Source organism: Mycolicibacterium iranicum, from assembly GCF_002101705.1.
GTDB classification, from domain to species: Bacteria; Actinomycetota; Actinomycetes; order Mycobacteriales; family Mycobacteriaceae; genus Mycobacterium; species Mycobacterium iranicum.
Map to the genome: position 1 here is coordinate 85,755 of NZ_LQPC01000047.1, position 12,944 is coordinate 98,698.

General features: G+C 66.7%; 10 protein-coding genes. 7 read left to right on the top strand and 3 right to left on the bottom strand.

Features of this window, described 5'->3' with window-relative positions; all coding sequences use genetic code 11:
* Nucleotides 1-41: 41 nt before the first annotated feature.
* Nucleotides 42-605, top strand: coding sequence for an alpha/beta fold hydrolase (locus tag AWC12_RS21595; protein WP_024447111.1), 564 nt, complete (start codon nt 42-44; stop codon nt 603-605).
* Nucleotides 606-612: 7 nt separating this feature from the next.
* On the opposite strand, the gene ngg is transcribed toward AWC12_RS21595, so the two are convergent.
* The 3 genes from ngg to AWC12_RS21610 form a co-directional block, all read right to left on the bottom strand.
* Nucleotides 613-2,412, bottom strand: a complete 1,800-nt coding sequence (gene ngg, locus AWC12_RS21600; protein ID WP_085176867.1) for an N-acetylglutaminylglutamine synthetase — start codon at nt 2,410-2,412, stop codon at nt 613-615.
* Nucleotides 2,409-4,214, bottom strand: a complete 1,806-nt coding sequence (locus AWC12_RS21605; RefSeq protein WP_036465148.1) for an N-acetylglutaminylglutamine amidotransferase — start codon at nt 4,212-4,214, stop codon at nt 2,409-2,411. The genes ngg and AWC12_RS21605 overlap by 4 nt, the downstream gene beginning before the upstream one ends.
* 165 nt (nt 4,215-4,379) lie before the next feature.
* Nucleotides 4,380-5,948 (bottom strand): amino acid permease, encoded by a 1,569-nt coding sequence (locus tag AWC12_RS21610; RefSeq protein WP_024447114.1) that lies wholly within the window; start codon nt 5,946-5,948, stop codon nt 4,380-4,382.
* Nucleotides 5,949-6,139: 191 nt separating this feature from the next.
* On the opposite strand from AWC12_RS21610, the gene AWC12_RS21615 reads away from it, so the two are divergent.
* The 6 genes from AWC12_RS21615 (at nt 6,140) to AWC12_RS31930 (ending at nt 12,845) form a co-directional block, all read left to right on the top strand.
* Nucleotides 6,140-7,519 carry a glutamine synthetase family protein gene (locus AWC12_RS21615; protein WP_085176869.1) on the top strand — a complete coding sequence of 460 codons (1,380 nt, stop codon included), beginning with the start codon at nt 6,140-6,142 and terminating at the stop codon, nt 7,517-7,519.
* Complete coding sequence (locus tag AWC12_RS21620; RefSeq protein ID WP_207576463.1) at nt 7,506-8,264, top strand: gamma-glutamyl-gamma-aminobutyrate hydrolase family protein; 759 nt, start codon at nt 7,506-7,508, stop codon at nt 8,262-8,264. Before AWC12_RS21615 ends, AWC12_RS21620 begins: the two co-directional genes overlap by 14 nt.
* Nucleotides 8,261-9,643, top strand: coding sequence for an aldehyde dehydrogenase family protein (locus AWC12_RS21625; protein ID WP_085176871.1), 1,383 nt, complete (start codon nt 8,261-8,263; stop codon nt 9,641-9,643). The genes AWC12_RS21620 and AWC12_RS21625 overlap by 4 nt, the downstream gene beginning before the upstream one ends.
* 4 nt (nt 9,644-9,647) lie before the next feature.
* Entirely contained in the window at nt 9,648-10,421 is a 774-nt protein-coding gene (locus AWC12_RS21630) for a 3-oxoacyl-ACP reductase (protein WP_085176873.1), read from the top strand.
* Nucleotides 10,422-10,429: 8 nt separating this feature from the next.
* Nucleotides 10,430-11,158, top strand: coding sequence for a FadR/GntR family transcriptional regulator (locus AWC12_RS21635; RefSeq protein WP_085176875.1), 729 nt, complete (start codon nt 10,430-10,432; stop codon nt 11,156-11,158).
* Nucleotides 11,159-11,279: 121 nt separating this feature from the next.
* Entirely contained in the window at nt 11,280-12,845 is a 1,566-nt protein-coding gene (locus AWC12_RS31930) for a PGRS repeat-containing protein (protein WP_162562234.1), read from the top strand.
* Nucleotides 12,846-12,944 lie beyond the last annotated feature (99 nt).

Sequence of the window (12,944 nt, forward strand, 5' to 3'; positions counted from 1 at the left end):
AACAGCCGCGCCGACTCCATCAGTCCCTGTAGCGTGACGCAATGCCCAGTCCCATGGTGACCGTTGACGGTTTCGGTGTGCCTGTCGAGGTCGCCGGTCCGGAGAAGGGTTCCGTCGTGGTGTTGCTGGGTGCGGCGCACCAGGCGCCGGCAGCCTACGAAGGTGTGTGCCAACGGTTGCACACCGCGTCGTTGAAGACCGTCGTGATCGGACCCGATCCGCGACTGACCGCCAAGTCGGTGATCAGCATCCTCGATTCACTTGAGGTTCGGTGGGCTCTGCTGGTTGGTGACCGCATGGGCGGTGAGCTCGCCTGGGAGCTGGCGGCGACGCGCCTGGACCGCTTCATCGGGCTTGTTGTCATCGACCGCGGCCATCCCAAGGTTGCCGACCTCACCGGCGCGGTCCGCGATGAGCACTGCCCTCCGGTCGAGCTGAACACGACCGCGCTCGTCAGTTCCAGCGCCGCGCGGGCGGTGGCCAAGGCGAGCCAGCGTTTCGTCTACGGCGAGTACCGCATCGTCGACCTCCTGGGCCGGCGCAATGCTGCCGATTCCACGGCGCAGCTCGCCGCCGAGATCGTGATGCGCACCAGCACCTGGTGACGGCGGGCTAACTGCTCGCTGCCTCGTCCGGGGTCCACGCCTGGGGCAGTCCGGGCTGGTTGGGAAAGAGGAAGTCCACGAAGGCTTTTGCGGTGGGCTGCGGTTCGTGGTTGGCCAACCCAGGCCGCTCGTTGGCTTCGATGAAGACGTAATCCGGTTTGGTCACATCCGGGACCAGAAGATCGATGCCGGTGACGGGAATCCCGATGGCCTGCGCGGCAGCCACGCCCACCCGGCACAGTTCGGGGTGCACGGTCGCGGTGACATCGTGGATGGTGCCCCCCTGGTGAAGGTTGGCCGTCCGGCGCACCCGCAGCCGCTTCCCTTCGGGTAGTACGTCGTCGAACGTGTATCCCGCTTCCCTGACCGTCGATTCGGTGACGACGTCCATCGGGATCTTCGATTCGCCGCCGGTGGCTGCGGAACGGCGCCGACTCTGGGTTTCGATGAGCTCGCGAACCGTGTGCTTGCCGGTGCCGGTGATCTCGGCGGGCAGTCGCAGCGCCGCGGCGACGACCCTGCCGTCGATGACCACCAGCCGCAGATCGTCGCCTTCGGCGCGCTGCTCGATGAGCACCTCGGGGTGTTGTTCGCGGGCGCGGGCCAAAGCCGCGTCAAGCTCTTCGGTGCTGTTCACGCCGACGGTGATGCCCTTACCCTGCTCGCCGCGTGTCGGCTTCACCACCACATCGCCGACGTCGGTGAGGAACTGGTAGTCCGCGTCGTCGAACGTCGCGAGGCGACCCTTCGGTACTGCGATACCCGCCTCGGAGACCAGGCGGCGGGTCAGCCGCTTGTCGTCGCAGCGCGCCATCGCGACAGCGGAGGTGTATTCGGACAAAGATTCGCGGGTCACCACGGTCCGCCCGCCGTGCGACAGCTTCATCTCGCCTGCCTCGGCGTCGAGCACTTCGACCCAGATGCCGCGCCGCATCGCCTCGTCGGCGATGATCCGGGCATAGGGGTTGAGGTCGTCGACGGTCTCGGGTGGATGCGTGAACAGCGGTTCGTTGATGGCGTTTTTGCGCTTGACGGCCATCACGGGCACCCGGGCGAAGCCCAGCTTCTCGTACAGCGCGATCGCGGCGTTGTTGTCGTGGGTGACCGAAAGATCCATGTAGGCGCGGCCCCGCTCGCGATACAGCGTCGCCAGGCTGCGGGTCAACGCCGCCCCGACTCCGGGTAGCGCCGCAGCCGGGTCCACGGCGAGGGTCCACAGGCTGGAGCCCTCTTCGGGATCGGAGAACAGCGCCTTGTGGTCGACGCCGGTGACGGTGCCCAAGATGGAGCCGTCCTCGTCGTTGACCGCGACCAGATAGTCGACGGACTTTTGGTCGAGATGGTTGTTCCACAGGACATCAGTCGGGGCGGGCACCATGCCGCAGCGCAGGTAGACGCGATTCATCTCATCGGCGTCGCCGCGGCTTTCCAGGGTGCGTACGTGAAACCCGGTGTGGACGGAAGCTTCGTCCTCGACGTCGGCGAACCGCAACCGGTAGGTGTGGCTGGGGTCGATGAACAGCTCGGATGGTGCTTTGGACACCAGGACGTGTGGTTCCCGCGCATAGATGCAGATGTCTCGTCGCCCTTGGCCTTCCTGGCGCAGCACGTCGGCCAAGCGGGCCGGGTCGGCGAAGGTTTGGCCGAAAATGAGCCGGCCCCAACCGAGTTCGAGGACCACGTCGTCAGACATCGTGTCGAGCACGTCACGGGTAGCCGCTTCGTGCAACCCCAGGGTGATGGCTTCCGGTGTTTCCAGCGCTGTGGTGTGATCGGCCTTGGGGTCGGCGGAAGCGTCGGCGGTCATGCGGCGGGTCCGTTGATGCCGTGCCGCTGCAGCCAGAGCTCCAGGAGCGCGATCTGCCACAACTCGTTGCCTCGCAACGGGGTCAGCCTCCCGTTCGGGTCGGCCAGCAGTCGCTCCATGGCGTCGGGGCGAAAGAGCCCACGCTCCTTGGCTACCGGCGCATAGAGCGCGTCGCGGACCAGCTCGAGATACGGGCCTTCCAGGTGGGTGAGCGCGGGCACCGGGAAGTAACCCTTCGGCCGGTCGATGACTTCTGACGGAATTACTTGGCGGGCAGCCTGTTTGAGCACCCCCTTGCCTTCGTGCGCGGTCTTGTATTCCGGGGGGCAGGTGGCGGCGAGCTCGACCAACTCGTGGTCGAGGAATGGCACGCGCCCCTCCAGCCCCCAGGCCATCGTCATGTTGTCGACGCGCTTGACCGGGTCGTCGACCAGCATCACGGTCGTGTCCAGGCGAAGGGCGCGGTCCACGCCCGTCTGGGCGCCGGCGCGTGCGAAGTGCTCGGTGACGAACAGCTCGCTCGGATCCCCGTCAGTGAGGTAACCGGGCGCGACGAGGTCGGTGTACCCGGCCCGGTCGCGGTCGAAGAAGGCGCGGCGGTAGCTGGCCACGGAGCCTTCCACCGATGCGGCGGCGGGCTCACCCATCGGGGGGTACCAGTGGTAGCCGGCGAACACCTCGTCGGCACCCTGCCCTGACTGCACGACCTTGACGTGCTTCGCGACTTCCTGGCTGAGCAGGTAGAAGGCGACGCAGTCGTGGCTCACCATAGGTTCGCTCATGGCGCCAATCGCGCCGTCGAGGGCGGGCAGCATCCGTTCGGTGCCGATGCGGATCTGGTGGTGATCGGTGCCGAACCGCTCGGCGATGATGTCGGAGTACTTGAACTCGTCGCCCTTGACGCCGCCGACCGACTCGAAACCGATGGAGAAGGTTGCCAGGCCGTGTTGGCCCGCTTCGGCGAGCAGTCCGACGATGAGGCTGGAATCCACACCGCCCGAGAGCAGGCAGCCGACGGGTACGTCGGCAACGAGGCGCCGCTTCACGGCCGTCCGGAGTGACTCCAGAACGGCGTCCTCCCAATCCTTTTCGGACCAGTCGGCGCGATCGGCGCGGCGGGTGAAGTCGGGCTCCCAGTACGTTGTCGTGACGACTTTGCCGTCCGGTTCGATGGCCATCAGCGAGGCGGGCGGCAGTTTGCTCACGCCCCGCAGGATGGTGCGCGGCGACGGCACCACCGAATGGAACGTCATGTAGTGGTGCAGCGCGATCGGGTCGATGCGGGTGTCGACGTCCCCGCCGGCCAGCAGGGCCGGCAGCGAAGACCCGAAGCGGATCCGGTCGGGCGTCTGGGTGAGGTAGAGCGGTTTGATGCCGAGCCGGTCGCGGCCCAGCAGCACCCGGCCGCTTTCGTGTTCGACGATCGCGAAAGCGAACATTCCCTTGAGGTGGTCGACGAAGCGATCGCCCCAGTGGTGGTAGCCCTTCAGCAGCACCTCGGTGTCGCTGTGGGAGAAGAAGCGGTATCCGTGTCCGGACAGTTCGTCACGCAACTGCTCGTAGTTGTAGATGCAGCCGTTCCACGCCACCGACAGACCGAGTTCGGCGTCGACCATGGGCTGGGCGCCGGCTTCGGAGAGATCGATGATCTTGAGGCGCCGGTGGCCCAACGCCACCCTGCCCTGCGACCACACGCCGGCGGCGTCCGGTCCCCGGGGGACCATGACTTCGGCCATTGCCGTGACGGCTCGGACATCCGGGGTTTTTCCGTCGAGGCGTACCTCGCCGGTGGCTCCACACACCTTGTTAGGTCCCTATCCTGTGGCTTTTCTGACGGCGGTGCCGATTCTATCTGCCAGCGCACGGCGGGGCTCGGCGTCGACGGTGATTACCCCACCGAAAGCCGGTCAAACCCGCCCAGAGCAATCAAGATCGAGACAGTCGTCACAGGGTCTGTCGACGTGCCGTCAGGACACTCCCTCCAATGTGTCCCCGGACGCGTCAACCTGCTTGATCGGGCCGGTGAACCAGTGCTTGACCGACACGTTCCAGTAGATGAAGAGCAGGATCAGCACGCCGCCGACCAGCAACGGGGTGTAGTTGACGTACTTCCACTCGAACCCGGGGTCCCACGGCGCCCCGAGGTTGGACGTCGGCCACAGCGCGATGAAGGACGTAAGGAAGATTTCGATCAGGGCGACCGGCGCCATCCACTTGTAGTGCCTGCCCAGAGTCCACCGACCGGCCTTGAACGCCTCGCCCATCCGCCAGCGGTAGTAGATCGGTACGGCGAAGCACAGGTACAGACCGACCACGCCGATCGACACGACCGCGAAGAACGCGATCGGCACCGGCGCGCCGTTGATGTCCACCTCGACCAGGGCGGGCAGGGTGATGAGCGCGCCGAGCGCGGCGGTGATCAAAACCGCGTTGGCCGGGATCTTCGTCTTGTTCACCTTCGACCACAGCTGGTGGCCGGGCACCGCGCGGTCGCGGCTGAACGCGAACAGCATGCGCGACGCGCTCGTCTGGCAGGCGGTGGTGCAGAAGAACTGGCCGCACGTCGAGATCAGCAGGACGATGCCCATCCACTGGCTGTCGAGCGCTTGGCCGAAGATCACCGCGACCGCGCCGCCGCCCGCCGTCACTTCGTCGACGTCCTGCACGGCGAACAGGAACGTCAGCAGCAGGATCCAGCCGCCGATGGCCGAGTAGAGGATCGACCGCCAAATGCCCTTCGCCGCGGCGTCGGCAGCGCTTTTGGTCTCCTCCGACAAGTGCGCAGACGCGTCGTAGCCGGTGATCGTGTACTGCGTCAGGATGGCCGATATCGGCAGCACGAAGAACAGGAACGCGACGCCGGTTTCGCCGCCGAAGAAGCCTGTGTTGTTGACGGTCGTGGTGAACACGGTGGAGAAGCTGGCGTGCTGTTCGGGCAGCAGCCACAGGATCGCGACCACTGCGACCGCGCCCACGACGTGCCACCACACCGAGATGTTGTTGATGAGCGCCAGCAGGTGTGACGAGAAGATGTTGATGGTGGCCGCGATCGCAAGGATGACCAGGAAGATGACGAACGTCCTGGTCAGGCTGTAGCCCTCCAGCCAGGTTTCGCTGAAGGTGCCCAGCGTCAGGTCCAGGAACGTGGCGCAGCCGTACGACACCGACGCCAGGATGGCGATGAGCCCGATGAGGTTGAGCCACCCGGTGTAGAAGCCCGCCTTTGCGCCGCCGAGTTTGGCCGCCCACCAGTAGATGCCGCCCGAGGTGGGGTAGGCCGAGACGAGTTCGGACATGCACAGGCCGATGATCAGAATGAAGATCGAGACGAGCGGCCAGCCCCAGGCGATGGCTGCCGGGCCGCCGTTGTTCCAGCCGAGGCCGAACGACGTGAAGCAGCCCGCCAGGATCGAGATGATCGAGAACGAGATGGCGAAGTTGCTGAATCCCGACCACGATCGGGACAGTTCCTGGACGTATCCGAGGCTCGCTAAGTGACGTTCGTCCTCGTCTAAATGCTCATGTCCCTCGGGCACGGGGACCTCCTCTACGAGAAAGCAGCGCACGGACGAGCGCTGGCACCATGTCGGACAATAGAGCGCCTATTGGTCTGGTGTCCTACCTTTGGACATGAAAATGTGTTCGTGCAAAGGTGGGCGTTGCGGCCCCTTCGGGAGCCAATGGTCGGTCCGTAGGCAGAACCCGGAGGAAGGTCAGGCTTGAGCTGATGAGCACACGCGGCTTGCTGTCAAAGGCGGTACTGGAACAACAGGTCGCGGAGGGCGACATCGACACCGTCATCGTCGCGTTCTGCGACATGCAGGGACGGCTCACCGGCAAGCGCGTGTCCGCGCGGTTGTTCGTCGAGGACGTCGCCGACCACGGCTCCGAGTGCTGCAACTACCTGCTCGCCGTCGACGTCGACATGAACACCGTCGACGGCTACGCGATCTCGAGCTGGGAGACCGGGTACGGCGACATGGTCATGACGCCGGACTTCGACACGCTGCGGCTGGTGCCCTGGCTGCCGGGCACCGCTTTGGTGATGGCCGATCTGTCGTGGACGGACGGAACGCCGGTCACGCAGGCCCCGCGCAGCATCCTCAACAAGCAGATCGACAGGCTGGCCGAGCGCGGGCTGGTGCCCTATGTCGGCACAGAGCTCGAGTTCATGGTCTTCGACGACACGTTTCGCGACGCATGGAAGGCCGACTACCGCGGGCTCACGCCGGCCACCGATTACAACGTCGACTACGCGATGCACGCCTCGACGCGGATGGAACCCCTGCTGCGCGCCATCCGGCTCGGCATGGACGGTGCCGGCATGTACTGCGAAGGCGTCAAAGGGGAGTGCAACCTGGGTCAGCAGGAGATCGCCTTCCGCTACGACCATGCCCGCATCACGTGCGACAACCACACGATCTATCGCAACGGCGCCAAGGAAATCGCCGACCAGCACGGCAAGAGCCTGACGTTCATGGCCAAATACGATGAGCGAGAAGGCAACAGCTGCCACATCCACATCTCGTTGCGTGGCCTCGACGAGAAGCGCAAGCCCACCGTTGCTGTGTTCGCCGATGACTCCGACCCGCTCGGGATGTCGCCGATGTTCCGAAGTTTCGTCGCGGGCCAGCTGGCGACCCTGCGAGAGATGACGCTGTTATATGCGCCGAACATCAACTCCTACAAGCGTTTCGTCGAGGGCAGCTTCGCCCCGACTGCTGTGGCCTGGGGGTTGGACAACCGCACGTGCGCGATGCGCGTGGTCGGCCACGGCCACGGTATGCGAGTGGAATGTCGGGCGCCCGGCGGCGATGTCAACCAGTACCTGGCGGTGTCGGCGTTGATCGCCGGTGGCCTGTACGGCATCGACAACGAGCTGGAGCTCGAGGATGCGACGGAGGGCAACGCCTACACCAGCGGTGCCGACCAGCTGCCGACCACGCTGGCCGAGGCTGTGGAGCTGCTCGACAACTCCACCGTCGCGCGGGACGCGTTCGGGGACGACGTCGTCGACCACTATCTCAACAACGCCCGGGTGGAACTGAAGGCCTTCGGTGCGGCCGTGACCGATTGGGAAAGGAAGCGTGGCTTTGAGCGCCTCTAGGCCCGTCATCGGACTGACGACCTACCTGCAGCAGGCGCAGACCGGTGTGTGGGACGTGCGGGCCAGCTTTCTGCCCGCCATCTATTTCGAGGGCGTCGGCATGGCCGGGGGCATCTCGGTGCTGCTGCCACCCCAGCCTGTCGATGAGGCCATCGCCGAGCGGCTGCTCGACGGACTCGACGGCTTGATCATCACTGGCGGACGCGACGTCGACCCGTCGACCTACGGAGCCGAGCGTCATGTGACCACCGACGAACCCGTGCCCGACAGCCGTATCCGTGACGCGCTGGAATTCGCGCTGCTGCGCGCCGCGCTGCGCAGGCAGATGCCGGTGCTCGGCATCTGCCGCGGTGCGCAGGTGCTCAATGTCGCGATGGGCGGGACACTGCACCAGCATCTACCCGACGTGGTGGGGCACACCCGTCATCAACAGGGCAACGCGGTGTTCACGACGTCCTCGATCAGGACGGTGCCCGGCAGCAGGGTGGCGTCCCTGGTCGGACCCGATACCGAGGCGCAGTGCTACCACCATCAGGCCATCGACCGGCTCGGCGACGGGCTCGTGGTCAGCGCATCCGACATCGACGGGGTGATCGAGGCCGTCGAGATCGACCCTGCCCAGCATCCGGACCGATGGGTCGTTGCGGTGCAATGGCATCCGGAGGAACGGCTCGACGATCTACGACTCTTCGCGGGCCTGGTCGGCGCCGCGACCGCCTACGCGAACCAGAAAGTGAACGCATGACTTCGGCAATGCACAGCGACGTGATCAACCCCGCCACCGAGGAGCTGCTGCGCAGCGTCGAGCAGACCGACGAGGCCGGCGTGGACGACGCGGTGGCGCGGGCGAAGGCCGCGCAGCGGAAGTGGGCCGCGCAGGCGCCGGCGGACCGCGCCGCCGCACTGCGCGCATTCGCGGCCGTCGTCGACGCGCACACCGAGGAGCTTGCTGCGCTGGAGGTCGCCAACTCCGGGCACCCGATCGGCAACGCGCGATGGGAGGCCGGACACGTCCGCGACGTGCTGCAGTACTACTCCGCCTCTCCGGAGCGGTTGTCCGGCAAGCAAATTCCCGTCGCCGGTGGCCTGGACGTCACGTTCAACGAACCACTCGGTGTCGTCGGCGTCATCACCCCGTGGAACTTCCCGATGACCATCGCGTCGTGGGGATTCGCGCCCGCACTCGCCGCGGGCAACGCTGTCCTCGTCAAACCTGCCGAATGGACACCCCTGACCACCATTCGGCTCGGCGAGCTCGCCGTCGAGGCCGGGCTTCCCGCCGATCTGTTCTGCGTGCTGCCGGGGCGGGGGTCGGTGGTCGGGGAGCGCTTCGTCAGCCATCCCGATGTCCGCAAGATCGTGTTCACCGGCTCGACCGAAGTCGGCACCCGCGTGATGGCCGGGGCGGCCGCACAGGTCAAGCGCGTCACCCTCGAACTCGGCGGCAAGAGCGCCAACATCGTGTTCGACGACTGCGATCTGGAGCGGGCCGCTGCGACTGCGCCGTACGGGGTGTTCGACAACTCCGGCCAGGACTGCTGTGCCCGTAGCCGTATTCTGGTGCAGCGCAACGTTTTCGATAAGTTCATGGAGTTGTTCGAACCTGCCGTCAAAGGTGTCGTGGTCGGCGATCCAGGCGCGGAGAGCACCGAGATGGGCCCGCTGGTGTCGAAGGCCCACTGGAAGTCGGTGGCGTCCTATGTGCCCGAGGGAGCGCCGATCGCATTCCAGGGCACCGCGCCCCAAGGGCCGGGGTACTGGTTCCCTCCGACGGTGCTCACCCCGCCGCGCAACGACCGCACGGTGGTCGAGGAGATCTTCGGGCCCGTTGTCACGGTGCTGCCGTTCGACGACGAAGCCGACGCCATCGCGCTGGCCAACGACACCGTGTACGGATTGTCGGGGTCGATCTGGACCGAGAATCTGTCCAGGGCGCTGCGGGTGTCGCGCGCCGTGGAATCGGGCAATCTGTCGGTAAATTCGCATTCGTCGGTGCGCTACAACACGCCGTTCGGCGGCTTCAAGCAATCCGGTCTGGGCCGTGAACTCGGACCCGATGCCCCGCTGTCCTTCACCGAAACCAAGAACGTGTTCTTTGCAGTTCAAGATGCCCAGGAGGCCTAACGAGATGGATCTCAGTCAGCGACTCAAGGACAAGGTCGCCGTCATCACCGGCGGGGCCAGCGGCATCGGGCTGGCCGCTGCCAAGCGGATGCAGGCCGAAGGGGCGATCGTCGTCATCGGTGACATCGACCCGGCCACCGGCAAGAGTGTGGCCAACGACCTGAATGTACAGTTCGTCCAGGTCGACGTCTCCGATCAGGTGGCGGTCGACGCGTTGTTCGATACCGCGGCCGAGACGCACGGCTCGGTCGACATCGCCTTCAACAACGCGGGCATCAGCCCGCCTGAGGACGATCTGATCGAGGTCACCGGCATCGACGCCTGGGATCGGGTGCAGGACATCAACCTCAAGTCGGTCTTCTTCTGCTGCAAGGCAGCATTGCGCCACATGGTTCCCGCGCAGAAGGGATCGATCGTCAACACCGCGTCGTTCGTCGCGGTCATGGGTTCGGCGACCTCACAGATCTCCTACACCGCTTCCAAGGGCGGGGTGTTGGCCATGTCCCGCGAACTCGGCGTCCAGTACGCCCGGCAGGGAATCCGGGTCAACGCCCTGTGCCCGGGACCGGTGAACACCCCACTGCTGCAGGAGTTGTTCGCCAAAGATCCCGAGCGCGCGGCGAGGCGGCTCGTGCACGTGCCGGTCGGCCGCTTCGCCGAACCGGAGGAGTTGGCTGCGGCCGTGGCGTTTTTGGCCAGCGATGACGCATCGTTCATCACCGCGTCGACGTTCCTTGTCGACGGCGGAATCAGCGGCCACTACGTGACGCCGCTGTAAGGGGCACGATGACCGCGCCGGACGACAGGGAGGAACAGAGCGCCAGCGATGCGCTGCTGCGTCCGGTGCGGCCGCTCAACGCTTTCGAGGACACCGTCGAGCGTCTGCTGCAGACGATCCGCCTTGGTGTACTGCACCCGGGGGAATCCCTGCCTCCCGAGCGCGAACTCGCCACGCGCCTCGGCGTGAGTCGAGACACCGTGCGGGAAGCGATCAAATCTCTTTCCGACGCCGGATATCTCGTGTCCCGCCGAGGCCGCTACGGCGGCACTTTCCTCGCCGACGAACTGCCGTCGCCGCGGACCGGGGACGTCGAGTTCCGGCGCGCCGACATCGACGACGCGCTGCGGCTGCGCGAGATCCTCGAGGTGGGTGCGACTCGGATGGCGGCGGGGCGCACCCTGACCGCGGTCGAGCGAGAGGCGTTGTGGAGCAGACTTTCCGACGTCCGAGGCGCCGCGCCCGAAGACTACCGCAGACTGGACTCGCGGCTGCATCTGGCGATCGCCGAGGCGGCGGGCGTGCCGTCGCTGGTGCCGCTGGTCGCCCAGAACAGGATGCGACTCAACGAACTACTCGACTGCATACCGCTGTTGCCCCGCAACATTTCCCACTCCGACGAGCAGCACGAGGCAATCGTGACGGCGATCCTGGCCGGCGACGCCGACACCGCCGCACAGATCATGGCCGCGCATGTGTGGGCGTCGGCTGCGCTGCTGCACGGCTTTCTGGATTGACTCCTCCCAAAACATGTCGTGAACTGGCATTTCATCGTTGCCGAATAGCTGTTCCATCCGTGTGCGCGACGGTTGCCTCCGTTACAGCACCCCGAATCCCGGGCGACACATGGAGACAGCAATGACAGATAGCAATCGCCCCGCGTACAGCAGGCACGTCGGACGCGTCGGAAGCCTCGCCGTCGCCCTCGGCGTCGGTACCGCTCTGGTATCGACCGTCCCGCAGCACGACAGCACCCCCAAGATCGCGGAGGTCCTTTTTGCCCCAGCCGCGAGCACCGCAGGCACGTACACAATGCCGATTCCTGATGTGTCCGTCGCCGCGATCTCACCCCCGGCGCAGGAGATACCGCAGCCCGTCGCAGCGCAGGCCCTCAGCTCAGTTGCCGTGGCGCCCGAGCGGGCACGCGTGCCGATCCGCGGTGGGACAGGCACTCTCGTCGACGGTGAGCGTGACAACACCATCGAAGTCGAGGTGGATCGCCCGGCCGCGCTTTGGGCCAATCACGATACCGCAGGAGCCGGATTCCCGGCTCGGGATGACGACGATCATCCCGTCCGTCCGGCTCCGTCGCCCGAGTTCGCCGGTGAGAACCCCATCGCCGCGTTCATCGGGGTCTTCATCGGCAATGGTGACGAGCCGGGCGAGAACGGCGGCCTGCTGATCGGCAACGGTGCCGACGGCGGGCCGGGACAGAACGGTGGCCGCGGCGGTCTGCTGTTCGGCAACGGTGGCAACGGCGGGATCGGACTTGCGGGGCAGGTCGGCGGAAACGGCGGCAACGCAGGCATATTCGGCAACGGCGGCAATGGTGGCACCGGTGGGGCGGTGATCGCCTCGACGCCGGGAACCGGTGGTGCAGGCGGTAAGGGCGGCAACGCCGGACTCTTCGGCAACGGTGGCGCGGGCGGTGACGGCGGCGGTGTGCTCGCCGCAGGCGGTGCGACCGGCGGCACGGGCGGCAACGGTGGCAACGGCGGGCTGATTTCCGGCAGGGGCGGCAAAGGTGGCGGCGGCGGTGTCGCGGTCACCGACGGTAACGCGACCGGGGGCAGCGGCGGGTCCGGTGGCCATGGCGGTCTCACGGGCAGCGGCGGCCAGGGCGGTTCGGGCGGAAATGCTTCGACAGAAGACGGTGTGGCCAACGGCGGCGCCGGCGGCGACGGTGGTGAGGCCGTTGTCGGCAACGGCGGCGACGGTGGCGCAGGGGGAGATGCTCACACCGACACCGGCACCGCGAACAGCGGTTCGGGCGGGCATGGCGGTGACGCGCATGTCTCGGGTGCCGGCGGTAACGGTGGGGATTCGGGCACCGCCACGGCTGACGGCGACGGCGACGCCAACGGCAACGGTGGCGGCAACGGAGGTGACGGCAGCGGGATCTTCGGTGCGGGCGGATCCGGTGGCAAGGGCGGTTCTTCGACGTCGAAGGAGGGGCCTGCCCAGGGCGGCACGGGCGGTGACGGCGGCAACGGTGGGCTCGGCTCTGCGGGCGGCAACGGTGGCGACGGCGGATCGGCCACGTCGACGGACACGAAGTCGACGGGCAAGGGCGGTAACGGGGGCAACGGGGGTGACGCGGGACCCGGCGGTGACGCGCCGGGAACCGGCGGCACCGGCGGAACAGGAAGCGGTAAGAACCCCGGCACCACCAACGGCAGCAACGGCAGCAACGGCGACGTCTGACCCGCGTCCGAAATCGGCGGCCGCGGTCTGCGAACGCAGGCCGCGGCTGCATTCGTCGTCGCGTCTGGCGTGTTCGCGCCCCGCCGAGCGCCTTCTTGA

What these genes read in the sequence shown, in the direction of transcription:
- AWC12_RS31930 (WP_162562234.1), top strand. Translation starts at nt 11,280, where the DNA reads ATGACAGATAGCAATCGCCCCGCGTACAGCAGGCACGTCGGACGCGTC.
- AWC12_RS21630 (WP_085176873.1), top strand. Translation starts at nt 9,648, where the DNA reads ATGGATCTCAGTCAGCGACTCAAGGACAAGGTCGCCGTCATCACCGGC.
- AWC12_RS21595 (WP_024447111.1), top strand. Translation starts at nt 42, where the DNA reads ATGCCCAGTCCCATGGTGACCGTTGACGGTTTCGGTGTGCCTGTCGAG.
- AWC12_RS21625 (WP_085176871.1), top strand. Translation starts at nt 8,261, where the DNA reads ATGACTTCGGCAATGCACAGCGACGTGATCAACCCCGCCACCGAGGAG.
- AWC12_RS21635 (WP_085176875.1), top strand. Translation starts at nt 10,430, where the DNA reads ATGACCGCGCCGGACGACAGGGAGGAACAGAGCGCCAGCGATGCGCTG.
- AWC12_RS21615 (WP_085176869.1), top strand. Translation starts at nt 6,140, where the DNA reads ATGAGCACACGCGGCTTGCTGTCAAAGGCGGTACTGGAACAACAGGTC.
- ngg (WP_085176867.1), bottom strand. Translation starts at nt 2,412, where the DNA reads ATGACCGCCGACGCTTCCGCCGACCCCAAGGCCGATCACACCACAGCG.